Here is a 25,556-nt window from a genome sequence, read left to right on the forward strand (position 1 = left end):
GACCGACAGCTGCCCCGGGAAGGGCCTCTCAGCAGGCGCCCTTCCCGGGGCAGGCGCCTTCCCGGGGCAGCCGCACACCCGCCCCGGACCGCGCCGGCCGGCGCGCGGCGAGGTGGAGGACGCGGCCCGCTCGGCGACGGGCTGACGGGGCCCCGGACAGACCACGCGCCTCGCGCGCCGGCGCCGGGTGCCTGACGATGCGTACATGGCCCAGGACAGTGCCGACGGCGCGGCGGATACGGAGATCCCCGATGCGGAGCTCAAACACAACGCGATCGGGTTCCTCGACGCGCTCGTCATCGGTCTGAACTCCACCTCGCCCGCCTATTCGCTGGCCGCGGCCATCGGGCCGATCGTGGCACTGGCCGGGATCTACGCGCCGGGCGTGATGCTGGCGTCGTTCGTCCCGATGCTGCTGATCGCCGCCGCGTTCTACTACCTCAACAAGGTCGACCAGGACTGCGGGACGACGTTCTCGTGGGTGACGCGGGCCATGGGCCCGTGGGCCGGCTGGCTCGGCGGCTGGGCGATCACGATGACCGGCGTCCTGGTCATCGGCTCGCTGGCCGACGTCGCCGTGAACTTCGGCCTGCTCGCCGTCGGCCTCGACGACTGGGCCGCCCACCCCGTGATCCGGCAGACGCTCACCGTCGTGGTGATCCTGGCCATGACCGCCATCTGCGTCATCGGCACCGAGCTGTCGGCCCACCTCCAGGACGTCCTCATCCTCGCCCAGGTCCTCTTCCTGCTGCTGTTCGCGGTGGTCGCGGTCTACCGCGTCTACGCCGGCACCAGCACCCTCGACTCCGTCGAACCCTCCCTCAGCTGGCTCAACCCCTTCGGAGCCGGCGGCGCCGCCCTCACGGGCGGCCTGCTGCTCGGCGTGTTCATCTACTGGGGGTGGGAGTCCGCGGTGAACCTCACCGAGGAGATGAGGGATTCCGCCACCGCGCCCGGCAAGGCCGGCATCTGGTCGACCGTGGTGCTGCTGGTGACGTACCTGTCCGTCGGATTCGCCGTCGTCGCGTACGCCGGAACCGAGTACCTCGCCGTCCACGCGGACGACGAGGAGGCCGTGTTCGCCGCGCTCGCGCACGAGGTGATGGGCGGCTGGGACTGGATGGTTCTCCTCGCCGTCTCCACGTCCGCCCTCGCCTCCACGCAGACCACGATCATCCCCGCCTCCCGTACCGCCCTGTCCATGGCCCGCCGGCACGCGCTGCCGCATACGTTCGCCCACATCCAGCCGCGGTTCCTGACCCCGGACGTCAGTACGTGGTGGGTCGCCGGGATCGCCATCGCGTGGTACCTCGTCGTCAACCAGATCAGCGAGAACGCGCTGCTGGACTCGGTGACGGCGCTCTCCCTGCTCATCGCCTTCTACTACGCGCTCACGGGTGTGGCCTGCGCCGTGTACTACCGTCGCCACCTGCTGGAGAACCCGCACAACTTCCTGCTCATCGGCGTCGGGCCGCTGGTCGGGGCGGGGCTGCTCGGCTGGCTGCTGGTGGAGTCGATCGGCGACATGTCGCATCCGGAGAAGTCCTACAGCGGGGTCTCCTGGTTCGGTCTCGGGCCGCCGTTGGTGATCGGGATCGGGATCGCCGTGGTCGGCGTGCTGATCATGTGCTTCTGGCGGGTACAGGACGGCAGGTTCTGGCGCGAGCGGCGGACCGTGGTGGACCCGGCGCTCGTCCACGGCAGGAAGCCCGAACCCTAGGTGTCGTCGTCCCGAAGGAGTCCTGATGTCCGTGGTTCTGGGGTACGACGAGTCGCCCGGCGCGGAACGCGCCCTGCGCGTGGCGCTGGAGGTCGCCGCCGCCTTCGGCGAACCGCTCGTCCTCGTCTACGGGGCCGCCGCGCCGGGGCCCACCGGGGAGGAGTACCGGGCCCACCGGGAAGCCGTCCGCCAGGCCGGGCGCAGCGCCCTGGCCCGAGCCGTCGAGGCCGCCGACGAGGCCGGTGTCCCGTCGACGGTCGAGGTGGTCGACGAGAAACCGGCGCAGGCCCTGCTCGATGCCGCGGAGCGCCACCGTGCGCGGGTCATCATCGTCGGCAGCTGGGGCGACAGTCCGATCCGTGGCGCCCTGCTGGGCTCGACCCCGCACAAGCTGCTGCACCTGTCGCCGGTTCCGGTGCTGTGCGTACCGACGGCCGGCGCCTCCGGGCCGTAGCGCCCGGACCGGACGCCTCCTCGGCTCACTCGTACGCGGTGAGGGGCTCCAGGCCGGGTACCACGAGGTGCGGGGTGAACTCGATGACGGTGTGGTCGGCGACGCCGTTGACGACGTACGGATCGGTGGCGAGAAGGCGGCCGAGGTCCTCGACGGGCATCTGCGGCGCGAGGTACACGCCACCGGTCGGTGACTTCTGCCGCCCTGCCACCAGGAGCGTCTGGCGTGAGATCTGCTCCTTCAGCCAGTCGCCGTGGTCCGGCCGCCAGGGTTCCACGTCTTCCAGGGGTGCCGTGTAGGTAACGGTGACTACGAACATGCCCCGGACGGTACTGGATGACCGAGGACTCACGCCGCGGCTTTGAGCAGGCCCGCGTCCATCAGGCGCTCGGCCCAGGCGTGCATCGCCGTACGAACCTTGACCTCGTCGGTCTGCCAGGCGTCGGCGAGGGAGGACGCGGCCAGCTCCAGGAACCCGTCGTTGACCCGCAGGGCCACCCACATCGCCGAGCCGACCGGGCTGCAGCGGAACTCGCCGCGCTCTGCCGTCCGTACCTTCATCCGGCCGTCCGCCAGGGCCGTTCCGGTCACGCCGTCCGCTGCCACGATCCGCATGTCGTCTCCTCGTTCGAGTCGGCCTCAAGTGCTTCAAGCATCGCGGCGCGACGAGGACTCGACCATGGGGCTAGCCACCCCCTCCGGGCTGCTGCCACCCACCGTCGGCCGGTCGGGCGGCCCGGCCCCGGGGTCGGCGGACGCCCCCTGCCGCGGCTACGTCCCGGGGGGCTGGAGGACGGAGATGATGTTCCCGGCCGGGTCCTTGAACCAGGCGATCGCCGGGCCGGGCGCCTCGCGGGCGATCCCCTTGGCGTCCTGGTCGAACGCCTCGTAGCGTTCGAAGGTCACACCGCGCGCGGACAGTTCGTCGACGGCCCGGTCGATGTCGTCCACCGGGAAGTTCAGCACCGTGAAGGTGGCGGCCCGGTGGTTCTCCTTCGGGTACAGCATCACGTCGGTGTCCCCCGCCAGGTGCAGGGTCAACAGGCCGTTGTCCTCGGACACCCGCAGTCCGAGCGTCTCACCGTAGAAACCCTTGGCGCCCTCGATGTCGTCCACCGAGTAGCCACTGAATCCCTTGCTGTCTCCCAGCATGGCGGCTGGCCTCCGTTCGCGCGGCACATCCGGCATCGGCCCCCGGGTCCAGTGTCCCTCCGAACACCCCCCGTCGCCCGACGGCCGGGTCACTCCCGCGCCGCGCGCGCGGCGTCGCGCGCCCGGTCCGTGGCGCCGGCAAGGGCCCGCCGTGCCTCGGTCCGCGCGGTCCGGGCCTCGCGCAGTCGCCGCTCCAGTCCGCCGACGCGCGCGTCGGCTTCGGCCAGCTCCTGCTCGGCCGCCCGCAGCTCCGCCTCCCGTGCCGCGGCCTCGGCCCGGGCCCGCTCGGCCCGGGCCCGGCGCTGCTCCGCCTCGCGGGACGGCTTCGGCTTCGGCTTCGGTCTCTGTTCCGGCTCCGGCTCCGGCTCCGGCTGCTGCTTCGGCTTCTGCTTCTGCTTCCGCTCCTGCTTCTGCTTCGCCGGACGATCGGACTGCGGCCGTACGGGGGCCTTCTCGGGGAGGCCGGTGAAGCCGACCGGCGGACTCAGCCCGGCGGAAAGCCGTCCGCCCGACCACTGCTCGGCGGCGCCGGGATCGGCCAACGCGGCCCGGAGGGTCTGCTCCACCTCGTGCGCGACGCCCTCGCTGACCGCCCGGCCCTCCTCCTCGGCCAGCTGCCGGGCGGTACGGGCCAGGGCGGCGACCACGGCGTGCCGCTGATGGGAAAGGGCCTGGAGCCGGCTGCCGTCCAGCGACCGCTGCGCCCGGCGCAGCGCTTCGCCCAGTTCGAGGAAGGCGGCGACCTCCTCCGGGCGCCGCCGCACCAGCAGGTTCGAGGCGTACGCCGCCCGTGTCGGCCGCCGCAGCGCGGCGATGGCCTTGGCCGCACCGGACTGCCCGGCCTTCCGGGCCCGCGCCGCCCGCTCGTCCCTGGCCTCGGTGAACCGCTCCGGCGCCAGCCCGTACAGCTCGTCGGCCACCACATCCACATCGACGTCCACGCCATCCACCATGACGCGCGGTGCGCCGCCGGGCGCGGTGAGCCCGGCGGCGCGCCGACCGGACTCAGGCGAGGGTGATCTTGTCCCCCTCGACGGCTATCTTCGCCGCCGCCAGCGGGCGCGTGGCGGGTCCGCCGGCGACCGTCCCGTCCGAGATCTTGAACAGGCTCTGGTGACACGGGCAGACGATGTTCCCGTCCTTCACGGACGCCACCGAGCAGCCCTGATGGGTGCAGGTGGCCGAGAAGGCCTTGAACTGGCCCGCCATCGGCTGGGTGACCACCACCTTCTGGTCCTTGAACACCTTCCCGCCGCCGACCGGGATGTCCGCCGTCTGCGCGAGCGCCTGTCCCGTACCGGCGCCCCCGCCGGCCGCGGCGCCCGCCGAGGGTTCGCCCTGTGCGCTGCCGGGAGCGTTGCCGGGAGCGTTGTCTCCTGCCGCCTCGGTGCCGCCGTCGTTGCCGCAGCCGCTCAGGACCGTGCCCGCCAGCGTGGCGGCGCCCGCCGCGAGAACCGTGCGCCGACGCGTGGTGTCGCCCATGGCCGTATCTCCTTCTCGTACCGGAAGCGGACCGGAGCATCCCTTGCCACCCCGGTCTCAGCAGGAACACGCGGGGAGTGGGCGGGTGGTTCACGCATCCGTCACCGAAATACGGCCGAACCGCGAAGCGGGTTCCCGCGTGTGCAGGGTGTGACTACGACATCCTCCGACCTGCGCGCGCGGGCGGCCGAGTTCGCCCTCCTGCCGCTGCGCCTCTTCCTCGGCGCCACGTTCGTCTACGCCGGGCTGGACAAATTGACGGACGCCGCGTTCCTGTCGGCCGCCGGCGACGGATCGATCGGTCAGCAGATGGAGGCCGTACGGGACTCCGCCGCGCTCCCGGGCCTGGTCGAGCTCTCCTCGCAGAGTCCGGTGGCCTTCGGCATCGCGATCGCCCTCGGGGAACTGGCCGTCGGCCTGGGAGCCCTGGCCGGGCTGCTGACCCGGGTGGCCGCACTCGGCGGCGCGCTGATCTCGCTGAGCCTGTGGCTGACCGTCAGCTGGCCGACCACCCCGTACTACTACGGAAACGACCTCGTGTACCTGATGGCCTGGATCCCGCTGATCCTGGCCGGCGCCCCCGCCCTCTCCCTCGACGCGCTGCTGCACCGCCGCCGCGGGCGGCGCGCGTCCGGTGCGAGGCGGGCGGGCTCCGTCCGCCCGAACCCGGCCACGGCGACGCCGTCCTGAGCCTCCCTCACCTGTCGGCGTCGGCGCCCGCGGCCGGCGGGGACGGCCGCTCCCGCGGCGCGCGCGGCGCGGCGTCCAGCAGGGCCCACACCCGCCGCCCGTCGGGCGCGAGGTCGCTGCCGCAGCTCACCACCGTCCGCAGGGCGGCGATTTCGGTGAGTACGGCGTCCTCGCCGGGGGCGGCGTCGCCGACGTGGCTGAGCGCGACGGCGAGGATGCGCTGGTCCTGGTCGGCGAGGTGGACGCTGATCCGCTTCCCGCCGTCGGCGACCGCCGCCTGCACGAGACGCCGTACGGCGGTGTCGAGGTCCGGCTCGTCGAGCTCGGCGTACCCCCAGGCCCGCACCGTTGCCGTCGCCCGGGCGCCGGCCTTCTTCGCGGCCCACTGGTCCGCGCGGAACGTCAGCCCCGCGGTCTGCCGGTTGCGGATCTCCATCCGCGGCCGGGTCCGGTCCACGGCGTGGCCGGCTTCCACGGGCCTGCTCGGCGGGAGGGACGGCGCCGCCTCCGGCCCGCCCGCTTCAGCCGGTGTCGTAGTCATGCGACCACGCTACGCGCACGGGCCGGCCCGGCGAAAGCCCGCAGGTCCGCGGTGGCCGGTAACCGGCGGGCGCCGCCGCCCGTCCGAACTCCCCGGGCAGCCCGAGGCCGGCGTCGGCCGTCCACCCGGTCCTCAGCCCAGCGCCACGGTGACGAGCGCCGCGGTGACGGTGATCGCCGCGCAGGTCACCAGGAGGGGCCGTCCCGTGGTCAGCGCCCAGCCGATGCCGGCGCACCGGGGGGCCTCCCCCGCCGTGCCCTCCCCCGAGGCCGGGGTCTCGCCGTCCGCCTCGCGCAGGAGGACGCACTGGGCGCACTCCCCCGTGCCGTGGAGGGAGGAATCGGAGTCGATCCAGTACGCGCCGTTGAGCTCCGCGAAAGAAACGTCAGGGGACACGACTGGACGCGTAGAAGCTGCTTCCATGACCGCCAAACGCACCGTCGGCGGCGGAGGCAACGGTGATCGCCGCATCCGAGACCGGATCGTCACTTGCGCGACGCGCCGCGCCGGGCGCCGACCGGCGCGGCGGCGAGCAGGAGCGCCCACCACCCTGCTAAGACACCCTGCGACGGATACCCGCGCTGCGAGGAGTCAGGACATGGCACAGGTGCGCGCCGACGGTGTGGACCTCTTCTGCGAAAGCACCGGTACGGGCGATCCGCTCGTACTGGTCCACGGCTCGTGGACCGACCACACCGTCTGGCGGCCCGCGATCCAGGCCGATCTGAAGGCCGGCTTCACCGTGGTGGCCTACGACCGGCGGGGGCACGGCGCGAGCGGCTCCCCGCCCGGCCAGGGGACGCGCCGGCAGGACGAGGACGACCTGGCGGCCCTGATCGGGTCGCTGGGGGACGCCCCGGTGCACGTGGCCGGCAACTCGTTCGGCGCCTCAGCCGTGCTCGGCCTGGCCGCGCGCCGGCCCGAGCTGTTCCGGACCATCGCCGTCCACGAGCCGCCGCTCATCGACGTCGTCGCGAGCGATCCGGCGGTGCTGGCCAGGCTCCAGCCGACGATGACCTCCGTCGACGCCGTGCTGGACCACCTGCGCAAGGGCGAGGACGGGCCGGGCGCCCGCCTGTTCGTGGAGGAGGTAGCCCTCGGTCCCGGGATGTGGGACGCGCTGCCGCAGGAGACGCGGGAGTCGTTCACGGCGCATGCCCAGACCTGGCTGGACGAGCAGTCGGATCCGCAATGGGCCTCGCTGGACCTCGACGGACTCTCCCGGTGCACCGTGCCGGTGCTGCTCAGCCGGGGGACGCAGAGCCCGCCCTGGTTCGCGGCCGTGCTCGACCGGTTGGCCGAGGTGCTGCCGCGGACACGGCGTACCGCCTTCGACGGCGCGGGTCACATGCCGCATGTGACGCACCCCCAGGAGTACGTGGCCGCGCTGACCGGCTTCATCCGGGAGGCCTGACACCGGCTCGGGGGGCGCGTCGGGCGGACGAGCGGCGTCAGGCGGCCCGGAGGGCCGCCGCGCCGAAGGACACGTCGAAGCGGTCGCACCAGATGGTGACGCTGGAGTAGTCCGCGAGGATCACGTCGGCCGGGATCTCGTAATTCTGGTCGCCCTTGTTGCCCTTGAGCTTGCCCAGGCTGACGTACTTGCCGTCGTCGAAGACGAACCAGCCGTCCGCGCCCTCCTTCACCGGCGCGTCGGTCAGCCACACGCGCAGGTCGGGACCGCTGCTGGTGTCGAGGTTCTCCAGACGCAGGGTGCGCGAGCCGTCCGGCAGCCTGATGAGCTTGACCGTGCCGGTGGTGCTGTGCTCGTGGCTGATCAGCGAGCCCTGGGCGATGGTCTGCGGCCCCGGCGCCGGGGCGGCTCCCGGCCGCGAGGTTCCCGGGGCCGCGGGGGCGGTGGGCAGTGCCTCGTTGACCGTGGAGTTCTGCCAGAGCTTCCACGGCTCGGCCCAGTACAGCCCCACGCCCAGCACCAGCGCCGCCGCGATCAGTACCCCGGTCAGCAGCCGGCGGCGCCGGCGCCTGCCCGTCCCCGACACCGCGCCCGTGGTCGTGGTCGTGGTCGTGGTCGTGGTCGTGCCCGTCATGACTGCCCCTCTTCGTCGCTCCGTTCTGCTCCATTCAATGCGGACGGGGGATCCGGGCACCACGGTCCGCGGATGACGAAAGTCTTACGTCGCACGATCACGGGCCCGGGAATCGATGCAGGTGTACGTAGGTACACCCCATCGGGCAGCTACGTACAGCGGCGCCGGCCCGCGCGCCCGGCATCGTCGACGGCGTAACGGTTCCACCCCCGACGACGGAGGCTGACGACATGAGCAACGGCTACGGACAGGCGTCTGCGATACCGAGGCCGAGGATCGGCGCGAAGGCGGCGGTCTTCGTCGGCGTCGCCTTCGTGGCGGCCGGCGCGCTGGGCGCGGTCCAGACGGGGACGCCGGTCCCGGCCGAAGTCCTCCAACTGACCCAGTTCGGACCGGCGCTCGGCGTCGCGGCGGTCGCGCTGCTCTGGCCGCGCGCCACCCGGCACCTGCTGGGCACCACCCTGAGCACACCGGAACGCCCGCGTGGCCGGGGGGTGTTGCTGCTGGCCACCGCGCCGCTGATCGTCGCCCTCTGCGCGCTGTCGTACGCGCTCCTCACCGGGGGCGTGCGCTCCCTTCGCCCCGATGCGCCGGACAACCCCTTCGCCGTGATCGTCGTGGCGCAGTTCATCGGCGCCTGCGGCGAGGAGATCGGCTGGCGCTGCCTGTTCCAGCCCCTGCTCCGTACGCGGTGCGGCCCGCTCGCGTCGTCGGTCGTGGTGGGGCTGGTCTGGGGCGTCTGGCATGTCCCGGTCCTCGCCCAAATCCCCGCCTACGCGGCGGCGTTCCTGCTGGCGACGGTGTCCCTGTCGGTGGTGCTGGGGTCGGCCCTGGAACGGATGCGCGGGGGGTCACGGCTGCTGTTCGCCGGAGGATTTCATACACTGATCAACTTGGGTCTGTTGCTGTTCATGGACGAGGAATCAGGAGCCGTACTCCCGATGGTGTTGTTCTCGCTGGCCTGCCTGGCGGCCGCCGCCGTATGGGCTCTGGGGACCAAACCGCCCGCAGGCAGCGTGCGTTGACGGATCACGGAGTACGGACGCGCCCCTGGACCGCCCTCGTGCGGTGCCAGTTGCTCAGCCTGTACGCCTTCGCCGTGACCGCCGTCGGCGGCCTCGTGGTGCTCGCCCTGCTGCTCCTGCCCGTCGGGGCCGGCTTCCCCCTGCTCGCGCCCTCCGCCCGCGCACTGCGCTCGCTGTCCGACCGTGCCCGCCGGCGCGCCGCCGACTGGAGCGGCATCCGTATCAGCCCGCCCGAGCCGTTGGCCGTCGACGGCGCCGCGAGCCGCCGCGCGCGGGCCGCCGCGGTCCTCGGGAACGAGGGGTTCTGGCGCGACCTCGCCTGGGCCTGGCTGGAGCCGGCGACCGGCGGGCTGCTCGTGGCCGTACCCCTCGCGCTCGTCGAGTACGGGGCCTTCGGCGCGCTGGTGCAGCCGCTGGTGTGGCGCCGGCTCGGCGACGGCAACTGGTACGCGTTCGTCCTGGTGGACAGCGCCCCGGCGATGCTCGCCGCACTCGTGCTGGGGCTCGCCTTCATCGCCGCAGGAGCCTACGGGGCGCCCGCCGTACTCCGGCTCCACGCGCGCTGGGGCCGGCGCCTGCTGTCCGCGCCCGCCACCACCGAACTCAGGCGGCGCGTCTCGCGCTTGACCGAGACGCGGGCCGAGGCCCTCGACATCCAGTCGGCGGAGCTGCGCCGCATCGAGCGGGACCTGCACGACGGCGCGCAGGCCCGGCTCGTCGCCCTCGGCATGGCGCTGGACCGGGCCGCCCGGCTCGTCGACACCGATCCGGCCGCTGCCCGCGACCTGCTGTCGGAGGGCCGGGAGACCTCCGCCAGGGCGCTGCGGGACCTGCGGGAGCTGGTCCGCGGCATTCACCCGCCGGTCCTGGCCGATCGCGGTCTGGGCGACGCCGTCCGGTCGTTGGCACTCGACGCCTTCCTCGACGTCGACGTCGTGGACCGGCTGGCGGGCCGGCTCCCGGCGCCGGTGGAGTCCGCCGCGTACTTCGCCGTCAACGAGCTGCTGGCCAATGCGGCGAAGCACTCCGGCGCCCACGGCGTGAGCGTGCTCCTGGAACACGTCGGGGGCGCGCTGCTGCGGATCACGGTCGCCGACGACGGCCGCGGCGGCGCGGACGAGTCGGCGGGCGGCACCGGACTGCGTGGGGTCCGCCGCCGGTTGAGTACCTTCGACGGCATCCTCGTCCTGCGCAGTCCGCGGGGCGGCCCGACCACCGTGACGCTGGAGATCCCATGCGCGTTGTCCTCGCCGAAGACCTCTTCCTGCTGAGGGACGGGCTGGTCCGCACCCTCCAGGACCACGGCTGCGAGGTGGTCGCTGCCGTGGACAACGGACCCGCCCTGCTGCGGGCGCTGCTGGACGAGGCGCCCGACGTCGCGGTGGTCGACGTACGGCTGCCGCCGACGTTCTCCGACGAGGGCCTGCAGGCGGCGCTGGAGGCCCGGCGCAGACGCCCCGGCCTTCCCGTCCTGGTGCTGTCCCAGTACGTCGAGCAGCTCTACGCCAACGAACTGCTGGCGGACGGCGCGGGAGCCGTCGGCTATCTGCTCAAGGACCGGGTGACCGACACCGGCCAGTTCGTCGACGCCGTACGCCGTGTGGCCGGCGGCGGTACGGTCATGGATCCGCAGGTCATCGCTAGGCTGCTGGCCCGTGGTGACGCCCGGGGGCTGACGGACGGGCTGACCGCGCGGGAGCACGACGTCCTGGAGCTGATGGCCGAGGGCCGGTCGAACGCGGCGATAGCCGGCGGGCTGCACGTCAGCGAGAGCGCGGTGGCCAAGCACACCGCGAGCATCTTCGCGAAGCTCCGCATCGGCCCGTCCCCGGACGACAACCGCCGGGTCCTGGCCGTGCTCGCCTACCTGAAGCGCTGACGCGGTCGCCCTGCGTTCCGTGGTCATTAACCCTCCCCGATCCGTTCCTTAAGGCCGCCTCAAGAACTTGGGCGCGGGGCCCGAACCGCACATTCGTCCGTTTTGGCCTCGCTAGCGTGCTGCTCGATCCTCATCCCCCGAGCACGGAGGCAGGTCCTCATGGCTGGCCATTCCCATCGCCGTACGACGAGCGCCAAGACGAAGGCGGCCGCGGCCCTGGCCGTCGCGACGGCCGTCGGGGGCACCGCCCTGGCACTGACCGGTACCGCGCAGGCGGCGTCGGTCGGCGCGACCTTCACCAAGGCGAGCAGCTGGACCACCGGTTACACCGGGCAGTACGTCGTCACCAACCACAGCGGCGCGGCCCTCAAGGACTGGACCCTCGAATTCGACCTGCCCGCCGGGACCTCCCTGGCCTCCCTCTGGAACGGCGAACACACCGTCAACGGGCAGCACGTGACGGTCAAGCCCCCGAAGTGGGACACCGCGGGGCTCGCGGCCGGCTCCTCCGTCACCGTCGGGTTCGTGACGAGCGCGAGCGGCAACGCGGGCAGTCCCACGGGGTGCCTCATCAACAAGGAGAAGTGCTCCCCGGCGACCGGGCCGACGCCCAGCCCGAGCGGCCGGCCCACCACCGCCCCGACGGCCCCGGCCTCCCCCACCGCCCAGCCGACGGGCGCCCCCACGGCGACGGCCACCGCCACGCCCACGGCGAAGCCGACTCCGACTCCGACGGTTCCCCCGGGCGGCGCCACCGGTTCGGCCGGGTTCGCCCCGTACGTGGACACCTCGCTCTACCCGGCCTTCGACCTGCTGGACACGGCGGCCAAGACCGGGGTGAAGGAGTTCAACCTGGCCTTCATCACCTCCGGCGGCGGCTGCTCCCCCCTCTGGGGCGGGGTCACGGCCCTCGGGGACGACCGGGTCGCCTCGCAGATCTCCGCCCTGCGGGCCAAGGGCGGTGACGTGCGGGTGTCGTTCGGCGGCGCCGCCGGCTCCGAGCTGGGGCTGGCCTGCGGCTCCGCCGCCGACCTCGCCGCCGCGTACGGCAAGGTGGTGGACACGTACCGGCTGACCAAGGTGGACTTCGACATCGAGGGCGCGGCCCTGCCCGACACGGCCGCGAACACCCGGCGCGCGCAGGCGATCGCTCAGCTCCAGAAGTCGCACCCCGGGCTCGACGTCTCGTTCACCCTGCCCGTGATGCCGGAGGGGTTGACGCAGCCCGGAGTCGACCTGATCGCCAACGCCAAGCGCAACGGGGTGGCGGTGTCCGCCGTCAACATCATGGCGATGGACTACGGTCCGGCGTACGGCGCTGACATGGGCGGCTACGCCATCCAGGCGGCCACCGCGACGCAGGCGCAGATCAAGGGCGTACTGGGCCTGAGCGACGCGGCGGCGTGGAAGGCGGTGGCCGTGACCCCGATGATCGGCGTCAACGACGTCGCCGTCGAGGTCTTCACCCCGGAGGACGCCAAGCAGCTCGTGGACTTCGCCCGCGCGAAGGGCCTCGGCTGGCTCGCGATGTGGTCGGGCGCCCGTGACAAGCAGTGCCCGGGCGGTGCGAAGAACTCCGCGGACGCCACGTGTTCGTCCGTCGTCCAGGAGCCGCTGGCCTTCACGAAGGCCTTCGCCGCCCGCGGCTAGGGGGCGGCCACGATCGTGAAGAGGGCGCCGTCCGGATCGGCCAGGGTGATCCGGCGGCTCGCGGACGTGGTGTGGACGGGGGAGACGGTGCGGCCGCCGAGCCGCGTGGCGGTCTCGACCGCGGCTTCGAGGTCCGGCACGTCGAAGTGGACGTGCCAGCGCGGCCGGACCTGCGGGTCCGGCGCCTCCTCGACGGCTCCGCCGCTGATCACGGCGACGGTGTCGCGGCCGCGCCGGACGACCACGTGGTCCTGCTCGTACGAGACGTCGCAGCACCCGGAGCGTTCACAGGCCCAGTCGAGGACCTCGCCGTAGAACACGGCCGCGGCGAACGCGTCGCGGGTGCGCAGTTCGAGCCAGGCGGCGGCGCCGCCGGGATGGGCCGTCCAGTCCGGGATCACCTCGCCCTGCCAGAACCCGAAGACCGCCCCGTCGGGGTCGGCCGCGAGCGCCGCCCGGCCGGTCCCGAAGGCCAGCGGTCCCACCGCCATCGTGGCCCCGCGCTCGCGCACCCGGGCGGCCGTCACGTCCGCGTCGTCGACGGCGAAGTACGGGGTCCACGCCACCGGCACCCCCAGCCGCCTCGCGAGCCCGCCGATCCCGGCGACCGGAGCCCCGTCACGCATCGCGACGGAGAACCCCTCGCCGAGGCGGGTGGGGCGGAACCCCCAGCCCAGTACCGCGCCGTAGAACCGCTGGGCGGCATCGAGGTCGCCGGTCATCAGGCTGACCCAGCACGGCGCCCCGAACACCTCATGGCTTGACGTGGACACCCGCTCCGACCTCCCTCGACCTCCCCCCGACCCACCCTAAGCCGACTCCCACGGATCTCGCCTGACCCCGGCCGCCCGGGTCGCAGGACGGCGTAGGCCGTACGGGGTATCCGCCCCGGGCGAGCAGGAGCCGATGGGGACCACCTCGCGTACCGTGGTGCCGAAGTGATCAGTGTGACGCGTGGTGCCGCCGACTCCGGGAAGGCTCGCACGTATGCCCGAAGTCATCGTCACCGTACGTACCCTCGTCAGCCGCCGCCGGGAGCCCGTCGTCGTACAGGCCGTCCGGTCGACGGCGGCGGCCGTGGTGTCCTATGTCGTCGCGCTCTGGCTGAGCAGCGAGCCGGCGCCCCTCACCGCGCCCCTGACGGCGTTGCTCGTCGTCCAGGTCACCCTCTACACCACCCTCACCACCGGCATCCGGCGGGTGAACTCGGTGGTCGCGGGCGTCCTCGTCGCCATCGGGTTCAGCACCCTCGTGGGGCTCACCTGGTGGAGCCTGGGGCTGGTCATCCTCACCTCGCTCGTCGTGGGCCACCTCGTACGGGTCGACGAGTTCGTCCCCGAGGTCGCGATCAGCGCCATGCTGGTGCTCGGCGTGACGCAGGTGGCGTCCACCGCCTGGGACCGGGTCCTGGAGACGCTGATCGGCGCGGTCGTGGGGCTCCTGTTCAACGTCTTCCTCGCACCGCCCGTATGGGTGGCACCGGCGAGCGAGGCGATCACCTCGCTCGCCGGGCGCATGCGCGACCTGCTGGGCCACCTCGGTGACGAGCTGGCGGAGCACACTCCCGTGGAGAAGGCGGCGGCCCGGCTGCACGAGGCACGGCGGCTGGACAACGACATCGCGGGCGTGGACGCGGCGCTGCGGCAGGCCGAGGACAGCCTGCGGCTCAATCCCCGGGTCAAGGAGGGGCTCCTCTTCCGCCTGGTGCTCCGCACCGGACTGGACACCCTGGAGATCTGCGCCGTGGTCCTGCGCGTCTGCTGCCGCACCCTGACCGACCTGGCCAAGACGCGTACGGACGGCCCGCTGTTCCACGACCACCTCGCGGACGCGCTGCGCGAGCTGTTCACCCACATGGCGAGCGCCGTCGACAACTTCGCCGTACTCATCACGGCTCAGATCAGCGCGAGCGCCGAGGAGGCGGAGGTCCGGCTGACGCAGGAACTCGCGGCGGCCAGGGTCAGCCGCGAGCGGGCCGCGCGACTCCTGCAGGAAGAGGCGCGAGCCAGGCCCGGCACGTGGCAGCTGTACGGGGCCCTGCTCGCGGAAGCCGACCGGGTGCTGGACGAACTGGGCGTGGAGAAGCGCTCCGAACGGCTCGTGGAGGAACTCGACCGGCACTCCCGCGCACAGCGCGTCCGGCGCCCGTGGCTCAGCCGGCTGTGGCGGGAGCGCCCGCCCGCCGACCGGTAGGGCGCGGCGGTACGCCGCCCGTCAGCACCACCGGACCGGCGTGTAGTTGTGCACGAACCGGGCCGAGACCCAGCCGGGCTCCCCGTGCAGCCGGTACCAGATGTTGTTGCCCTCCACCGAGGAGCCCTTGGCCTGGCAGGACAGTTTCACCTTCTCGGACGGCTCCAGCGAGCCGAGCACCTGGGCAGAGGTCGTCGCCCTGGCCCGTACGTGGAGGGTGACGCGGCTGACCACGACGCCCTGCACGTACGAGGACCCGGCGGCCTCGGCGGAGGCCTCCTCCGGCGCTGCGGCCGAGGCCTCGCCCGGCACCGGCTGCGCCATGGCCGCGGGGGCGCCTTGGAGCAGCAGCGCCACCCCCATGGCGGCCGTCGCCCACACCGTCCGAGCCTGCTTGTTGCGCTGCCCCATGTGTTTCTCCCGTCCGTGGCCCATGCCTCGGCCCGCCGGTTCCCGGCCGGCCCGCGTTCGACATTGCCTCGGGAGACGCCGCCCGGTCCGGCGACGTGCCGCCCACTCGCCCGAATGGCGCAGCGGTTCCCCGAAAGGGTGCGGGCGCCGGCGGCCGTCAGGCGGACGCGTCGCCGGCGCCGCGGACCGACAGGGGGGTCGCGATCTGTTCCAGCGGCTTGCCCTCCGCGGCCACCGCGAAGAAGACGGCCACGATGCCCGCGGCCACCATCAGCGAGGCGCCGATGCAGAAGGCCAGCACGGTGTCGGAGACCACGCCGCTCGACGTGAGACCGGCGAAGACCAGGGGGCCCGAGATGCCGCCGGCCGCCGTTCCGATCGCGTAGAAGAAGGCGATGGCCATCGCCCGCGTCTCCATCGGGAAGATCTCGCTGACCGTGAGGTACGCCGAACTCGCCCCGGCCGAGGCGAAGAAGAGGACCACGCACCAGCACGCCGTCATCGTGACGGCGTTCAGCAGGCCGGCGCCGAACAGCCAGGCCGTACCGAAGAGCAGCAGCCCCGAGAGCACGTAGGTGCCCGCGATCATCGGGCGCCGTCCCCAGCTGTCGAACAGCCGGCCGAGGAAGAGCGGGCCGAAGAAGTTCCCGACGGCGATGACGGCGAAGTAGTAGCCCGTGACCGTGCTGGAGACGTCGAAGAAGCGGATCAGGATGCTGCCGAACCCGAAGGTGATGGCGTTGTAGAGGAAGGCCTGGCCGATGAACAGGGAAAGCCCCAGGACGGCGCGGCGGGGGTAGGAGCGGAAGACGGTCTTGGCGATCAGGCCGAATCCGATGCTGTGGCGCTGGGTGACCGTGATGGACTCCCCGGCCTCGGGGAGCGGTTCGCCCTTCTCCTCCTCCACCCGTCGTTCGATCTCGGTGACTAGCCGCTCGGCCTCCTCGGCCCTTCCGTGGATGAACATCCAGCGCGGGCTCTCCGGTACGTGGCGCCGTACGAGGAGGATCACCAGGCCCAGGACCACACCGAGGGCGAAGGTGAGCCGCCATCCGACCGAGGGCGGGAAGACGTTCACGTTCAGCGCGAGGACCGAGAGCAGCGCGCCGGCCACCGCACCGAGCCAGAAGCTGCCGTTGATGATCAGGTCGACCCGGCCGCGGTACTTGCCGGGGATGAGTTCGTCGATGGCGGAGTTGATGGCCGCGTACTCGCCTCCGATACCGAATCCGGTGAGGAAGCGGAAGAGGAAGAACCACCAGGCGGAGAACGAGACCGCGGTGAGGGCCGTCGCCGCCAGGTAGACGCCGAGCGTGACCAGGAAGAGTTTCTTGCGGCCGTACAGATCCGTCAGCCGCCCGAACACCAGCGCGCCCGAGCAGGCCCCCGCCACGTACAGCGCGGCGGCCATGCCGGTGACCTGGGCGTCGGTGATGTCGAGGCCGCTGCCCTCCTCGGACAGCCGCCCCGCGATGCTTCCGACGACCGTGACTTCGAGGCCGTCCAGGATCCATACGGTCCCCAGGCCGATCACGATCATCCAGTGCCACCGTGACCAGGGCAGCCGGTCCAGTCGTGCCGGGATCTTGGTGGTGACCGTCCGCGTGTCCCGTTCGTCCAGCTCAGACATGTCTGTGCGGCTGCCCTGGCGGCGCCGGCCCAAACGGGGCCGTTGGAGTGGGATTTACGGTTCGGAGTAGCTGAAGTCGCCCATCGTCCAGGCGCTGACGTCCTTGATGGCGATCCGGTACATCCCTCCGGTCTCGGGGATGCCCACGGTGCCCTGGAGGATGCGGGCGACGTGGAAGTGCAGGTAGGAGGGGGTCGGCGGGGCACTGGGCGCTGGATCGCCGTCGTCGGCGTCCATGAACAGGCTCGCGAACGTACCGAGCCGGTCCGAGTCCGCGAGGACCTCGGCCACCCGCCGGCGCCACGCGCTCTCGGGGGCCAGGCGGCCGGTGATGACGGCGCCGTCCACCAGGACGGTCAAGGACATCTGATTGGTCTGCTGCGCCTCCACGGCGGTGGCGATGGCAACGAGCAGGTCGTCAGGCTTCGACATGGGCAGGAATGCTACAAGCATCCGGCCCCGGCCCGGGCGTGTTCACCCGTGCGCCGGTGCGGGGAGGCCGGTTTCAGGCGGCGAAACCGACGTGTACGTGGTCGTGGTGCGTGGCGTCGGAGAAGAACTGGTTCGGCCGGGTGCCGCCCGAAAGCCGTACGGGGCCGCCGACGTTGTACGAGCCTGCGGCCGCCGCCGCGCGCATGAAGGCGGTGATGAGGCTCCGGGGAGTCGCGGGGTCGACGACGGGACGGCCGTCCACGGCCCAGACGTCGAAGGCGCGGCCGAGGGGGTGGTCGCTCGGCCGGCTGGTGCCGAACACGTCGACGGGGTGACCCGAGCGGACCACGCTCACCGAGAACCGGAAGGTGTCCGCGAGCCGGAGCATCGCGCGCAGGACGCTCTCGTGCACGGCGCCGCTGCGGATGTCCGCGGCCGAGCCGGGCGGGAGCTCGATCCGGGGCTGGGCCAGCACGGCCCGTGCCGGGGCGCCCGGCGCGGCCGCGGGCCGTCCCGGGCGGCCGGGGTGCAGCGCGGTGACGGCCCAGCCGGCGGCGGTGCGCTCCAGGCGTACGTCGATCGTGGTTCCGCCCTCGCGGACGGTGGAGCCGGTCCGGGTGGACTGGGCGCAGGGGATCAGGACGCTCGCCGTGTCGGGCAGCAGGCCGCCGTACTGGGCGTCGATCACGCGGACGACCGCCTGGTCCGCCGCGGGGGTCAGCGGGCCCGCTTCGGCCGCGAACCTGGCGGCCAGGGGCGCGGGGATGCCGAGCGCCGCCGCCCGGGCCGTCGCGTTGCGCGGGCCGCCCCGGCCCGCCGGCCAGGTCCCGAGCGCCTCGACGAGCCGTACGGCGGCGAGTTTGACCGCGGGCTCGATCTCGCCGGGCCCCGGGCGCCACGGAACCGCGGCCGGAAGCGCCCCCGAGGGCGCGGGCGCCGGTGCGGTGGCGTGCGCGGCCTCGGCCTGCGTACGTACCCCTGCGGCGGTCGGGGTCCCCGTGCTCTTCGCGCAGCCGGCCGCGGCGGCACACCAGGCAGCGGCCCCCATCAGCAGGGCACGGCGCCCCGCTCCGCCGGGCGGGCTCGGCTGCGGCGCGGGACGCGGGACCATGGCCGGCCTCCTCGGACTTCCGGGGACGTGACGCGACGACCGTCCACCGACCGCCGGTGGCAACTTCGCACCCCCGCACCGGTCTCCGGCCCCATCGCCCCGGCCGGTGACCGCCTTCTCCCCCGTACGGGTGTCCCCCGTCCGGCATCTGCGCGTTTGCCGGGGGCCATCCGGGTCAAACGCCGGGCGTCCGCAGTTCCCTTCCCCGTGGAGGACCCACCATGTCCGGTGAACAGAAGGCCAACGCCAAGCGGGAGCAGGCCAAGGGCAAGCTCAAGGAGACGGCGGGCCGGGCTGTCGGCAACGAACGGCTGACCGCCGAAGGCCGCGCCGAGAAGGCGAAGGGCGACGCCCGTCAGGCCAAGGAGAAGATCAAGGACACCTTCAAGGACTGACGCGCTCGGTCACGAGACGGGCCTCCCTCGCACCTTCACGGTGCCGGGGAGGCCGACGTGTGCGCTACCGCCCCGCCGGGGACACGTCCTCGGCGAGGAGGGCGAGCAGACCGGCAACTTCGTGGCCGGCCTCCGCCGGGTGCCGGAACATCGCCCCCTCGGCGATCTCGTAGCGGTTGCGCCTGCCGTCGCGCGAGCGGCTCAGATAGCCGTCCGCTTCGAGGTCGGCGACGATCGCCTGGACCGTGCGCTCGGTGAGTCCGCAGGTGACCGCGACATCGCGCAGGCGCACCCCGGGATCCCGGGAGATCGCCACGAGGACCCGGGCGTGATTCGTCAGGAAGGTCCAGGAGGGTCGGCTCTCTGAGCTGCTTGCCATGCCTCCATCATGCGCCGCGACATTCGTGTGAGACAAGTCGTGCAAGACGGTTCGCGCGACGCGACTCGCGTAACCCAAGACGTGTAAGGGAAAACGCGAAATACTTTTCCAGTAATTCTTGACGTATGATCTCGCACGGCGGACGATCGAGATGGCAGCGATCCGACTGGGTCAAGGGAGTCGGGAGATGTCTCCAGCTCAGGACAGCGCGGTGACGACGCGGGGGGACGACGCAGGGTCGACGGTCCGCGTGGAAGCCGATGGCACGGGCGGCGCACTCGTCGTCCTCGCCGGGGAAGTCGATCAGGACTGCGCCTCGGAGCTCTGGGACGTTCTGGCCTCCGCCCTGCGCGCGTACCCCCGCGGGCTGGTGGTCGATCTGGCCGAGGTCACCTTCTGCGACTGCGCCTGCCTGAACGTGCTGCTGCGGGCCCGCCTGGAGGCGGGCGTCGACCCCAGCCGCCGGGCCGCGCGCTTCAGGGTGGTCAACATCAGCCCCCGAGTGGCCCGGCTGCTGGAGTTGACGGGGACCGGCCACTACTTCCGGAACGGCTCCGGCCCCGGTGCGCATCCGGCCGGGGACGGCGAGGCTCTCGGCTGATACGTGGCGGGCATGTCGAACCAGACGGTCTTGCCGCCGTCGCGCGGCACCACTCCCCAGCGCCTGGCCAGCAGGTTCATCATGATCAGGCCGTAACCGCCGGGCAGCCCGCGCACCGTCGGGGTCCGCAGGCGCGGGAGCGCACGGCTGGCGTCGCTCACCTCGATCCGCAGGTCTCCCGCGCGGGTGACCGCGGCATCCGGGTCGCCCGGGCCGAGCCTCAGCACGAGTTCCGTCGGGCCTCCCCCGTGCCGGACCGCGTTGGTCACCGCCTCGGAGACCAACAGCAGAACGTCCTCGACGACTGCGTCGCGTTCCTCCTGCGCGAGCCCCCCGAGGTGTTCCGGTGCGGGCCAGGCCCAGTCCGCGAGCACGCCGCGGCAGAAGGCGCGGCACCGTCCGACCGCCGTGGCCGCGCCGTACAGGCCGAGCCTCCTCGTCCGGGCCCCTGATCCCATCAGCCCGCTCCTTTCCGGCTCCGCGTCGTCCCCGGCCCCGTGCGCCCGCCCCCGTCCCCGGCTCCCCTTGAGCCCCTACCCGCGATGCCGAGGTGAACACCGACCACTGCCCCGCGCTCCCGCGGGGCAGTGGTCCCGAACAAGAGGGAAGCCCAAAGGCGCAACCGCTACGGTTAGTGATCCGTTAGCCGCAGCGCGGTAGGGTGGCCCGCATGACCGGGACGACGGGGCGCCGCGAGCGCAAGAAGGCACAGACGCGCAAGGCGCTGGCGGACGCCGCCCTGCGGCTCTTCACCGAGCGCGGCTTCGACCACGTGGGCGTCAGGGAGGTGGCCGAGGCTGCCGACGTGGCGGTGACGACCCTGTTCAAGCACTTCCCGAGCAAGGAAGCACTGGTCTTCGACGAGGACGAGGGCAATGAGGCCGCCCTCATCGCGGCCGTGCACGACCGCGCTCCGGGCCGGCCGGTCCTGCACGCTCTGCGCGATCACCTGGCGCACACCCTCACGGCGACCCAACAGGACTCCCCCGGTTTCACCGCGTTCACGGCTCTGGTGGAGTCGACCCCGGCCCTCCAGGAGTACAGGGACCGGATGTGGCTCCGGCACGAGAAGGCTCTGGCCGCCGCCCTCACGGAGGCCACCGGCGCCCCCGAGGGCGATGTCCGCACCGCCGCGCTGGCCCGCTTCGTCATGGAGAGCCCGAGGCTGGCCCGCGGCCGGGCGGACCCGCGGAAGGCCTTGTACGAGGTGTTCGGCCTGCTGGAGGAGGGTTGGGGAAACCCCGCGTCCTGACTCCGGGGCAGGCGGCGGGCAGCCGGTGCGGGCCCCTCAGGCGAAGGGGCTCCCGTCGAGCCGGGCAAGGAGGTCGGCGGGGTCCCGGTAGACCGCGCGCGCCCCGGCCTCTTCGAGGTCGAGGCGCGGGATCCCTCCGCACAGCAGGCCCACGGCCGCGACTCCGGCCCGGGCGGCGGCCTTCATGTCCCAGACGGTGTCTCCGACGAACACGGAGGCGTGCGCGGACGCGTCGACGAGATCGAGGGCGTGGTGGACGGGGTCCGGCGACGGCTTGCCCTCCTCCACGTCGTCGGAGCTCGCGGTGGCGGCGATGGCGTCGTCGGCGTCGACGGCCCGCCTGAGCGCGTCGAGTTCAGCGCTGCCGGCAGAGGTGACGAGCACGACCCGCCAGCCGCGCCGGTCGAGCGCGCGCAGCAGCTCGTCCGCGGCCTCGATCCGGGGCAGCCGGTCGAAGAACGTGGCGTAGAGCGTGTCGTGCGCCGCGCTGAGGGCCTCGTCCTCGTCCGTGTCCCGGTCCTGTCCGTCGCCCAGCAGATGGGCGAGCAGGTCCTCGCCGGGCAGGCCGATGGCCCGGTGGACGGCGTGCATGGACACGTCGTACCCCGCCTGCCGGAGCGCCTCCCACCAGCACACGACGTGCAGGTGATTGGTGTCGGCGAGCGTTCCGTCGACGTCGAACAGCGCCGCCCGGTTCTCCCGGTCCCTGCGGTTCACGCGATGCATACGTGCTCTCCTTCGCGCCGGTCCCGCCCGCGTTCCGCCTACCCTGCGCGCTCCCCGGCATGCCCGACCCACCGGGGCGGGCCCGGAACGCGCGACCCGCCGAGCGAGGTGTGGAGCGCGGCGCGCTGGGCAGGCGCCGTTGGAGCGATCGAGCAGGACGGAGGAGCGGAACGTCATGGTCAACGTGTGGATCTACCGGGAGACATCGAAACGCCTGGCGGGGACCGACCTCACGGGCTACAAGGTCGAGGCGCTGGACGGCTCCGTCGGCAAGGTCGACAAGCATTCCGACGAGGTCGACGCCTCCTACCTGGTCGTCGACACCGGCCCGTGGATCTTCGGCAAGCAGGTGCTGCTGCCCGCGGGCACCGTCAGCCTCATCGACATGGACGAACAGAGGATCAACGTCGACCTCACCAAGGAGCAGATCAAGTCCGCGCCCGAGTTCGACAAGGAGAAGCACCTCGGGGACGCGCAGTACCAGAGTGTCCTCGGCGGCTACTACGGGGGCACGGCCCACCGGGCCTGATCCCCCCGCGGGGCGCCCCTGCGAGCCCGGCAGCGCCTACGAGCCGGTGCCGGGCTCGGCCGCGTGCCAGACCGTGGTCACGTTGCAGAACTCGCGGATGCCGTGGCCCGAGAGCTCGCGACCGTACCCCGAGCGCTTCACGCCGCCGAAGGGCAGCGCCGGGTGGGAGGCGGTCATGCCGTTGAAGAAGACGCCGCCGGCCTCGATGTCCCGTACGAAGCGCTCCTGTTCGGCCTCGTCACGGGTCCACACGTTGGAACTCAGGCCGAAGGGCGTGTCGTTGGCGAGCTCGACGGCGTGGTCGAGGTCCCGCACCCGGTACACGGTGGCCACCGGGCCGAACGCCTCCTCGCGGTGGATGCGCATCTCGGGGGTGATGCCGGTGAGGACGGTCGGCTCGTAGAACCAGCCCCGCGCCAGGCCCTGCGGCAGCCCCTTCGGCCGCTGCCCGCCGCACAGGGCCGTCGCCCCCCGGCCCAGGGCGTCCTCGACGAGACCCTCGACGTCGGCGCGCCCCTGCTCGGTGGCGAGCGGGCCGACGTCCGTGGACTCCGACAGGGGGTCGCCGACGGTCAGGGCGGCCATCCGGGCCGTGAAGGCGCGGGTGAACTCCTCGTGGACGTCGGCGTGTACGAGGAACCGCTTGGCGGCGATGCAGGACTGGCCGTTGTTCTGCACCCGGGCGGTGACGGCGACCTCGGCGGCCCGTTCGACGTCGGCCGAAGGCATCACCACGAACGGATCGCTGCCGCCCAGCTCCAGGACGGTCTTCTTCACCTCGTCGCCGGCGACCGCGGCGACGGCCCGCCCCGCGGGCTCGCTGCCGGTGAGGGTCGCCGCCGCGACCCTGGGGTCGCGCAGGATGGACTCGACGGCGCGGGAGGCCACCAGCAGCGTCTGGAACACCGCGTCGGGGAATCCGGCCCGCCGGAAGAGGTCGCCCAGGTAGAGGGCGGTCTGCGGCACGTTCGACGCGTGCTTGAGCAGCCCCGCGTTGCCCGCCATGAGAGCGGGCGCGGCGAAGCGGACCACCTGCCACAGGGGGAAGTTCCACGGCATCACGGCGAGGACCACGCCCAGCGGCCGGTAGTGCACCCGGGCGCGGGAGGCTCCGGAGTCCGCCACCTCGGCCTGCGCGGGGTGCTCGTCGGCGAGCAGTTCCTCGGCGTTGCGCGCGTACCAGCGCATGGCCTTCGCGCACTTCGCCGCCTCCGCCCGGGCGGCGGCGAGCGGCTTGCCCATCTCGATCGTCATCGTGCGGGCGATGTCGTCGCGCTCCTGGTCCAGCAGCTCGGCCGCGCGGTCGAGGAGGCGGGCGCGCTCGGCGAAGCCCGTCGTGCGGTAGTCGCGGAAGGCCGCGTGGGCCGCCGCCAGGCGCTGTTCGATCTGCCCGGCGTCCAGCTCGTCGAAGGTCTTGAGCGTCTCGCCGCTGGCGGGGTTGACGGTTGCGATGGGCACGTCCGGCCCTCCTCGTCCTCGATACGTCCAACCGGACCGAACCGGACCGTACCGGCCCCGCGCCGTCCGCCCGGCGGACCGCGGTGGCGTGTCAGCGCGGGAAACGGATTCACTCGATCGCCGCAGGACGCGGGGCTTGGGCCGCGGCCGCTATCTAAGCCGTTGCTTATATAAGCAACGGGTGGCATAGTGGGGGTGTGCACGCCTTTGACGTACTCGGAGACCCCGTACGGCGCCGGATATTGGAGCTGCTCGCAGCCGGCGAGCAGCCGTCCGGGGCCGTCAGCGAGGTCATCCGGGAGGAGTTCGGGATCTCCCAGCCCGCCGTGTCGCAGCACCTGCGGGTGTTGCGGGAGAGCGGCTTCGCCGTGGTACGGGCCGAAGGGACCCGGCGGTTGTACGCGGTCCGGGCCGACCCGTTGCGTGAGGTCGACGCCTGGCTGGACAGGTTCCGCGGCTTCTGGGAGCAGCGGTTGGACGCGTTGGGCACGGAGCTCGCGCGGGGCCGCCGCGAGCGGCGGGAACAGGAACGAGGAGAGGCGCCATGACCGACATCGTCCGGCAGATCAACGACGTCCACCGCGAGGTGGGCCGCCGCGAGGTGGGCGGCGAGGAGGCGCGAACCGTACTGCTGCGCCGTACCTACCCGGCCGGGGCCGAGGACGTGTGGGACGCCTGTACGGACCCGGACCGGATCGGGCGGTGGTTCCTCCCGGTCAGCGGCGACCTGCGGGAAGGCGGGCACTACCAGACGGAGGGGAACGCGGGCGGGAAGATCCTACGGTGCGAGCCGCCGAAGCTGCTCCGGGTGAGCTGGGTGATGGGCCAGGCGCCCGGGTTCAGCGAGGTGGAGGTACGGCTGACGCCCGAGGGGCCGGAGCGGACCGTCTTCGAGCTCGAACACGTGGCGGTGGTGGAGCCGGAGTTCTGGGACCAGTACGGGCCGGGCGCGGTCGGTGTCGGCTGGGACCTCACCGTGCTGGGGCTCGGGATGCATCTTGAGGGCAACTCCGTGCACCCCTCGGAGGCCGTCGCGTGGATGGCCTCCGACGAGGCCCGGGCCTTCATGACGGGCAGCAGCGAGGCCTGGGGCGAGGCGCACACCGCCTCCGGGGAAACTCCGGCGGCCGTGGCCCAGGCGGTGCGCGCGACGACCGGGTTCTACGTGCCCCCGAAGCCGCAGTAGCGGGGCCACTCGTCCCGGGGCTACTCGTCCCGGAAGGGGCCGGCCGCGGCCACAAGCGTGCTCAGGACGAGCAGGACCACGGCGCCCAGAGCGGCCGTCCAGGACGGACCCGTGCCCTCCGGCGCCGGTGATACCCGGTGCCGGGGGTCGTAGGCGATGCGGACCTCCCCGCCCTGCGCCGCGAGGCGTCGCTCCTCCGTGAGCTCGTCGGGGTATCCGCCGGGGCAGTTCAGCAGGTGGCGGTAAGTGGTCCGCTCCGCCGGGAGCCCCTCGCCCCCCAGGTTCACCTGCTCCTTGACCTCGCGGACCACGCACGCGGCGACCTCCGCTCGTGAGGCCGCCCGGTCCGTGGCCGTCACGGTGAGCAGCAGCCCCAGGGCCAGCAAGAGCGCCCCGAACAGGCTCCGGCTGCCCCGTACGCAGACGAAGTAGACCACCGGGGCGCCGACCACCAGGGCCGCGCCGACCACCAGCGCGACCGTGGCGGACGGTGGCGAGGCCGCGGCGTAGCACCAGCGGGCCCACCCGTAGACGGCCGCGGCCGCCACGACGGGCACCAGTGCGGCGAGCCTCCACACCTTCGGTTCGACCTCTGACATGAACACCACCCCC

At 72.8% G+C, this 25,556-nt stretch carries 33 protein-coding genes; 15 read left to right on the plus strand and 18 right to left on the minus strand.

Going from position 1 to position 25,556, the window contains the following annotated elements; genetic code table 11:
- Window positions 1–205: 205 nt before the first annotated feature.
- Window positions 206–1,720, plus strand: a complete 1,515-nt coding sequence (locus CP980_RS01780; RefSeq protein ID WP_150492395.1) for an APC family permease — start codon at window positions 206–208, stop codon at window positions 1,718–1,720.
- 25 nt (window positions 1,721–1,745) lie between these two features.
- Window positions 1,746–2,174: a universal stress protein gene (locus CP980_RS01785; RefSeq protein WP_132753351.1), complete on the plus strand. Its 429-nt coding sequence runs from the start codon at window positions 1,746–1,748 to the stop codon at window positions 2,172–2,174.
- Between the two features lie 25 nt (window positions 2,175–2,199).
- On the opposite strand, the gene CP980_RS01790 is transcribed toward CP980_RS01785, so the two are convergent.
- From CP980_RS01790 to CP980_RS01810, 5 genes are all read right to left on the minus strand, one after another.
- Window positions 2,200–2,493: a YciI family protein gene (locus tag CP980_RS01790; RefSeq protein WP_132753353.1), complete on the minus strand. Its 294-nt coding sequence runs from the start codon at window positions 2,491–2,493 to the stop codon at window positions 2,200–2,202.
- Between the two features lie 29 nt (window positions 2,494–2,522).
- Window positions 2,523–2,789 carry a PqqD family protein gene (locus CP980_RS01795; protein WP_123516401.1) on the minus strand — a complete coding sequence of 89 codons (267 nt, stop codon included), beginning with the start codon at window positions 2,787–2,789 and terminating at the stop codon, window positions 2,523–2,525.
- 156 nt (window positions 2,790–2,945) lie between these two features.
- Window positions 2,946–3,326, minus strand: a complete 381-nt coding sequence (locus CP980_RS01800; RefSeq protein WP_132753355.1) for a VOC family protein — start codon at window positions 3,324–3,326, stop codon at window positions 2,946–2,948.
- 89 nt (window positions 3,327–3,415) lie between these two features.
- Window positions 3,416–4,267, minus strand: coding sequence for a hypothetical protein (locus tag CP980_RS01805; RefSeq protein ID WP_150492396.1), 852 nt, complete (start codon window positions 4,265–4,267; stop codon window positions 3,416–3,418).
- A gap of 64 nt (window positions 4,268–4,331) precedes the next feature.
- On the minus strand, window positions 4,332–4,808 hold the full coding sequence (locus CP980_RS01810; protein ID WP_150492397.1) for a Rieske (2Fe-2S) protein: 477 nt from the start codon (window positions 4,806–4,808) through the stop codon (window positions 4,332–4,334).
- Window positions 4,809–4,958: 150 nt separating this feature from the next.
- On the opposite strand from CP980_RS01810, the gene CP980_RS01815 reads away from it, so the two are divergent.
- Entirely contained in the window at window positions 4,959–5,498 is a 540-nt protein-coding gene (locus tag CP980_RS01815) for a DoxX family protein (RefSeq protein ID WP_229907490.1), read from the plus strand.
- Between the two features lie 7 nt (window positions 5,499–5,505).
- Here CP980_RS01815 and CP980_RS35495 read toward each other — a convergent pair whose 3' ends face one another.
- Both CP980_RS35495 and CP980_RS01825 read right to left on the minus strand, forming a co-directional pair.
- Window positions 5,506–6,039: a hypothetical protein gene (locus CP980_RS35495; protein ID WP_189999286.1), complete on the minus strand. Its 534-nt coding sequence runs from the start codon at window positions 6,037–6,039 to the stop codon at window positions 5,506–5,508.
- Between the two features lie 132 nt (window positions 6,040–6,171).
- A complete protein-coding gene (locus tag CP980_RS01825; protein WP_132753363.1) occupies window positions 6,172–6,435 on the minus strand; it encodes a hypothetical protein in 264 nt (87 codons plus the stop codon).
- A 202-nt stretch (window positions 6,436–6,637) separates the two neighbouring features.
- On the opposite strand from CP980_RS01825, the gene CP980_RS01830 reads away from it, so the two are divergent.
- The gene (locus tag CP980_RS01830) at window positions 6,638–7,453 is read left to right on the plus strand and encodes an alpha/beta fold hydrolase (RefSeq protein ID WP_150492398.1); all 816 of its coding nucleotides are present in this window, start codon (window positions 6,638–6,640) and stop codon (window positions 7,451–7,453) included.
- 37 nt (window positions 7,454–7,490) lie between these two features.
- Here CP980_RS01830 and CP980_RS01835 read toward each other — a convergent pair whose 3' ends face one another.
- The gene (locus CP980_RS01835) at window positions 7,491–8,087 is read right to left on the minus strand and encodes a DM13 domain-containing protein (protein ID WP_150492399.1); all 597 of its coding nucleotides are present in this window, start codon (window positions 8,085–8,087) and stop codon (window positions 7,491–7,493) included.
- Window positions 8,088–8,317: 230 nt separating this feature from the next.
- Here CP980_RS01835 and CP980_RS01840 point away from each other — a divergent pair, with 230 nt between their 5' ends.
- The 4 genes from CP980_RS01840 (at window position 8,318) to CP980_RS01855 (ending at window position 12,641) form a co-directional block, all read left to right on the plus strand.
- Window positions 8,318–9,112, plus strand: a complete 795-nt coding sequence (locus CP980_RS01840; RefSeq protein WP_150492400.1) for a CPBP family intramembrane glutamic endopeptidase — start codon at window positions 8,318–8,320, stop codon at window positions 9,110–9,112.
- Entirely contained in the window at window positions 9,109–10,383 is a 1,275-nt protein-coding gene (locus CP980_RS01845; RefSeq protein ID WP_229907491.1) for a sensor histidine kinase, read from the plus strand. The genes CP980_RS01840 and CP980_RS01845 overlap by 4 nt, the downstream gene beginning before the upstream one ends.
- Window positions 10,347–10,991 carry a response regulator transcription factor gene (locus CP980_RS01850; RefSeq protein ID WP_132753373.1) on the plus strand — a complete coding sequence of 215 codons (645 nt, stop codon included), beginning with the start codon at window positions 10,347–10,349 and terminating at the stop codon, window positions 10,989–10,991. Before CP980_RS01845 ends, CP980_RS01850 begins: the two co-directional genes overlap by 37 nt.
- 159 nt (window positions 10,992–11,150) lie before the next feature.
- Window positions 11,151–12,641 (plus strand): cellulose binding domain-containing protein, encoded by a 1,491-nt coding sequence (locus CP980_RS01855; RefSeq protein ID WP_150492402.1) that lies wholly within the window; start codon window positions 11,151–11,153, stop codon window positions 12,639–12,641.
- Here the strand turns inward: CP980_RS01855 and CP980_RS01860 are convergent.
- Entirely contained in the window at window positions 12,638–13,363 is a 726-nt protein-coding gene (locus CP980_RS01860) for a VOC family protein (RefSeq protein ID WP_099896147.1), read from the minus strand. The genes CP980_RS01855 and CP980_RS01860 overlap by 4 nt on opposite strands.
- A 265-nt stretch (window positions 13,364–13,628) precedes the next feature.
- Here CP980_RS01860 and CP980_RS01865 point away from each other — a divergent pair, with 265 nt between their 5' ends.
- Window positions 13,629–14,834, plus strand: coding sequence for an FUSC family protein (locus tag CP980_RS01865; RefSeq protein WP_150492403.1), 1,206 nt, complete (start codon window positions 13,629–13,631; stop codon window positions 14,832–14,834).
- A gap of 21 nt (window positions 14,835–14,855) precedes the next feature.
- Here the strand turns inward: CP980_RS01865 and CP980_RS01870 are convergent, their stop codons facing one another.
- The 4 genes from CP980_RS01870 to CP980_RS01885 all read right to left on the minus strand — a co-directional run bounded on the left by CP980_RS01870 (window position 14,856) and on the right by CP980_RS01885 (window position 18,418).
- The gene (locus CP980_RS01870) at window positions 14,856–15,245 is read right to left on the minus strand and encodes an SH3 domain-containing protein (protein ID WP_132753379.1); all 390 of its coding nucleotides are present in this window, start codon (window positions 15,243–15,245) and stop codon (window positions 14,856–14,858) included.
- Between the two features lie 157 nt (window positions 15,246–15,402).
- Window positions 15,403–16,875, minus strand: a complete 1,473-nt coding sequence (locus tag CP980_RS01875; protein ID WP_132753381.1) for an MFS transporter — start codon at window positions 16,873–16,875, stop codon at window positions 15,403–15,405.
- Between the two features lie 54 nt (window positions 16,876–16,929).
- Complete coding sequence (locus CP980_RS01880; RefSeq protein WP_132753383.1) at window positions 16,930–17,307, minus strand: hypothetical protein; 378 nt, start codon at window positions 17,305–17,307, stop codon at window positions 16,930–16,932.
- A gap of 73 nt (window positions 17,308–17,380) precedes the next feature.
- The gene (locus tag CP980_RS01885; protein WP_150492406.1) at window positions 17,381–18,418 is read right to left on the minus strand and encodes a hypothetical protein; all 1,038 of its coding nucleotides are present in this window, start codon (window positions 18,416–18,418) and stop codon (window positions 17,381–17,383) included.
- Window positions 18,419–18,639: 221 nt separating this feature from the next.
- Between CP980_RS01885 and CP980_RS01890 the strand changes: the two genes are divergently transcribed.
- The gene (locus CP980_RS01890; RefSeq protein ID WP_150492407.1) at window positions 18,640–18,813 is read left to right on the plus strand and encodes a CsbD family protein; all 174 of its coding nucleotides are present in this window, start codon (window positions 18,640–18,642) and stop codon (window positions 18,811–18,813) included.
- Window positions 18,814–18,877: 64 nt separating this feature from the next.
- Here CP980_RS01890 and CP980_RS01895 read toward each other — a convergent pair whose 3' ends face one another.
- Entirely contained in the window at window positions 18,878–19,192 is a 315-nt protein-coding gene (locus CP980_RS01895; protein WP_132753387.1) for a helix-turn-helix transcriptional regulator, read from the minus strand.
- Between the two features lie 187 nt (window positions 19,193–19,379).
- Between CP980_RS01895 and CP980_RS01900 the strand changes: the two genes are divergently transcribed.
- Window positions 19,380–19,793 carry an STAS domain-containing protein gene (locus CP980_RS01900; RefSeq protein ID WP_165937184.1) on the plus strand — a complete coding sequence of 138 codons (414 nt, stop codon included), beginning with the start codon at window positions 19,380–19,382 and terminating at the stop codon, window positions 19,791–19,793.
- Here the strand turns inward: CP980_RS01900 and CP980_RS01905 are convergent.
- Window positions 19,730–20,251: an ATP-binding protein gene (locus CP980_RS01905; protein WP_132753391.1), complete on the minus strand. Its 522-nt coding sequence runs from the start codon at window positions 20,249–20,251 to the stop codon at window positions 19,730–19,732. The two genes, CP980_RS01900 and CP980_RS01905, sit on opposite strands and share 64 nt — an antisense overlap.
- A gap of 212 nt (window positions 20,252–20,463) precedes the next feature.
- On the opposite strand from CP980_RS01905, the gene CP980_RS01910 reads away from it, so the two are divergent.
- Window positions 20,464–21,045, plus strand: coding sequence for a TetR/AcrR family transcriptional regulator (locus tag CP980_RS01910; protein WP_150492408.1), 582 nt, complete (start codon window positions 20,464–20,466; stop codon window positions 21,043–21,045).
- 36 nt (window positions 21,046–21,081) lie between these two features.
- Here the strand turns inward: CP980_RS01910 and CP980_RS01915 are convergent, their stop codons facing one another.
- On the minus strand, window positions 21,082–21,771 hold the full coding sequence (locus tag CP980_RS01915) for an HAD family hydrolase (protein ID WP_132753395.1): 690 nt from the start codon (window positions 21,769–21,771) through the stop codon (window positions 21,082–21,084).
- A gap of 175 nt (window positions 21,772–21,946) precedes the next feature.
- On the opposite strand from CP980_RS01915, the gene CP980_RS01920 reads away from it, so the two are divergent.
- Window positions 21,947–22,300 carry a PRC-barrel domain containing protein gene (locus CP980_RS01920; RefSeq protein ID WP_132753397.1) on the plus strand — a complete coding sequence of 118 codons (354 nt, stop codon included), beginning with the start codon at window positions 21,947–21,949 and terminating at the stop codon, window positions 22,298–22,300.
- A 36-nt stretch (window positions 22,301–22,336) separates the two neighbouring features.
- Here the strand turns inward: CP980_RS01920 and CP980_RS01925 are convergent, their stop codons facing one another.
- Entirely contained in the window at window positions 22,337–23,758 is a 1,422-nt protein-coding gene (locus CP980_RS01925; protein WP_150492409.1) for an NADP-dependent succinic semialdehyde dehydrogenase, read from the minus strand.
- Between the two features lie 197 nt (window positions 23,759–23,955).
- Between CP980_RS01925 and CP980_RS01930 the strand changes: the two genes are divergently transcribed.
- Entirely contained in the window at window positions 23,956–24,306 is a 351-nt protein-coding gene (locus CP980_RS01930) for an ArsR/SmtB family transcription factor (protein WP_132753401.1), read from the plus strand.
- The gene (locus CP980_RS01935) at window positions 24,303–24,944 is read left to right on the plus strand and encodes an SRPBCC family protein (RefSeq protein ID WP_150492410.1); all 642 of its coding nucleotides are present in this window, start codon (window positions 24,303–24,305) and stop codon (window positions 24,942–24,944) included. The genes CP980_RS01930 and CP980_RS01935 overlap by 4 nt, the downstream gene beginning before the upstream one ends.
- 20 nt (window positions 24,945–24,964) lie before the next feature.
- Here the strand turns inward: CP980_RS01935 and CP980_RS01940 are convergent, their stop codons facing one another.
- Complete coding sequence (locus CP980_RS01940) at window positions 24,965–25,543, minus strand: hypothetical protein (protein WP_150492411.1); 579 nt, start codon at window positions 25,541–25,543, stop codon at window positions 24,965–24,967.
- Between the last annotated feature and the right edge of the window lie 13 nt (window positions 25,544–25,556).

The sequence above is a fragment of the Streptomyces vinaceus genome, from assembly GCF_008704935.1.
GTDB classification, from domain to species: Bacteria; Actinomycetota; Actinomycetes; order Streptomycetales; family Streptomycetaceae; genus Streptomyces; species Streptomyces vinaceus.

What these genes read in the sequence shown, in the direction of transcription:
- CP980_RS01780 (WP_150492395.1), top strand. Translation starts at nt 206, where the DNA reads ATGGCCCAGGACAGTGCCGACGGCGCGGCGGATACGGAGATCCCCGAT.
- CP980_RS01785 (WP_132753351.1), top strand. Translation starts at nt 1,746, where the DNA reads ATGTCCGTGGTTCTGGGGTACGACGAGTCGCCCGGCGCGGAACGCGCC.
- CP980_RS01790 (WP_132753353.1), bottom strand. Translation starts at nt 2,493, where the DNA reads ATGTTCGTAGTCACCGTTACCTACACGGCACCCCTGGAAGACGTGGAA.
- CP980_RS01795 (WP_123516401.1), bottom strand. Translation starts at nt 2,789, where the DNA reads ATGCGGATCGTGGCAGCGGACGGCGTGACCGGAACGGCCCTGGCGGAC.
- CP980_RS01800 (WP_132753355.1), bottom strand. Translation starts at nt 3,326, where the DNA reads ATGCTGGGAGACAGCAAGGGATTCAGTGGCTACTCGGTGGACGACATC.
- CP980_RS01810 (WP_150492397.1), bottom strand. Translation starts at nt 4,808, where the DNA reads ATGGGCGACACCACGCGTCGGCGCACGGTTCTCGCGGCGGGCGCCGCC.
- CP980_RS35495 (WP_189999286.1), bottom strand. Translation starts at nt 6,039, where the DNA reads ATGACTACGACACCGGCTGAAGCGGGCGGGCCGGAGGCGGCGCCGTCC.
- CP980_RS01830 (WP_150492398.1), top strand. Translation starts at nt 6,638, where the DNA reads ATGGCACAGGTGCGCGCCGACGGTGTGGACCTCTTCTGCGAAAGCACC.
- CP980_RS01835 (WP_150492399.1), bottom strand. Translation starts at nt 8,087, where the DNA reads ATGACGGGCACGACCACGACCACGACCACGACCACGACCACGGGCGCG.
- CP980_RS01840 (WP_150492400.1), top strand. Translation starts at nt 8,318, where the DNA reads ATGAGCAACGGCTACGGACAGGCGTCTGCGATACCGAGGCCGAGGATC.
- CP980_RS01850 (WP_132753373.1), top strand. Translation starts at nt 10,347, where the DNA reads ATGCGCGTTGTCCTCGCCGAAGACCTCTTCCTGCTGAGGGACGGGCTG.
- CP980_RS01855 (WP_150492402.1), top strand. Translation starts at nt 11,151, where the DNA reads ATGGCTGGCCATTCCCATCGCCGTACGACGAGCGCCAAGACGAAGGCG.
- CP980_RS01860 (WP_099896147.1), bottom strand. Translation starts at nt 13,363, where the DNA reads ATGACCGGCGACCTCGATGCCGCCCAGCGGTTCTACGGCGCGGTACTG.
- CP980_RS01865 (WP_150492403.1), top strand. Translation starts at nt 13,629, where the DNA reads ATGCCCGAAGTCATCGTCACCGTACGTACCCTCGTCAGCCGCCGCCGG.
- CP980_RS01870 (WP_132753379.1), bottom strand. Translation starts at nt 15,245, where the DNA reads ATGGGGCAGCGCAACAAGCAGGCTCGGACGGTGTGGGCGACGGCCGCC.
- CP980_RS01875 (WP_132753381.1), bottom strand. Translation starts at nt 16,875, where the DNA reads ATGTCTGAGCTGGACGAACGGGACACGCGGACGGTCACCACCAAGATC.
- CP980_RS01880 (WP_132753383.1), bottom strand. Translation starts at nt 17,307, where the DNA reads ATGTCGAAGCCTGACGACCTGCTCGTTGCCATCGCCACCGCCGTGGAG.
- CP980_RS01885 (WP_150492406.1), bottom strand. Translation starts at nt 18,418, where the DNA reads ATGGTCCCGCGTCCCGCGCCGCAGCCGAGCCCGCCCGGCGGAGCGGGG.
- CP980_RS01890 (WP_150492407.1), top strand. Translation starts at nt 18,640, where the DNA reads ATGTCCGGTGAACAGAAGGCCAACGCCAAGCGGGAGCAGGCCAAGGGC.
- CP980_RS01895 (WP_132753387.1), bottom strand. Translation starts at nt 19,192, where the DNA reads ATGGCAAGCAGCTCAGAGAGCCGACCCTCCTGGACCTTCCTGACGAAT.
- CP980_RS01900 (WP_165937184.1), top strand. Translation starts at nt 19,380, where the DNA reads ATGTCTCCAGCTCAGGACAGCGCGGTGACGACGCGGGGGGACGACGCA.
- CP980_RS01905 (WP_132753391.1), bottom strand. Translation starts at nt 20,251, where the DNA reads ATGGGATCAGGGGCCCGGACGAGGAGGCTCGGCCTGTACGGCGCGGCC.
- CP980_RS01910 (WP_150492408.1), top strand. Translation starts at nt 20,464, where the DNA reads ATGACCGGGACGACGGGGCGCCGCGAGCGCAAGAAGGCACAGACGCGC.
- CP980_RS01915 (WP_132753395.1), bottom strand. Translation starts at nt 21,771, where the DNA reads ATGCATCGCGTGAACCGCAGGGACCGGGAGAACCGGGCGGCGCTGTTC.
- CP980_RS01920 (WP_132753397.1), top strand. Translation starts at nt 21,947, where the DNA reads ATGGTCAACGTGTGGATCTACCGGGAGACATCGAAACGCCTGGCGGGG.
- CP980_RS01935 (WP_150492410.1), top strand. Translation starts at nt 24,303, where the DNA reads ATGACCGACATCGTCCGGCAGATCAACGACGTCCACCGCGAGGTGGGC.
- CP980_RS01940 (WP_150492411.1), bottom strand. Translation starts at nt 25,543, where the DNA reads ATGTCAGAGGTCGAACCGAAGGTGTGGAGGCTCGCCGCACTGGTGCCC.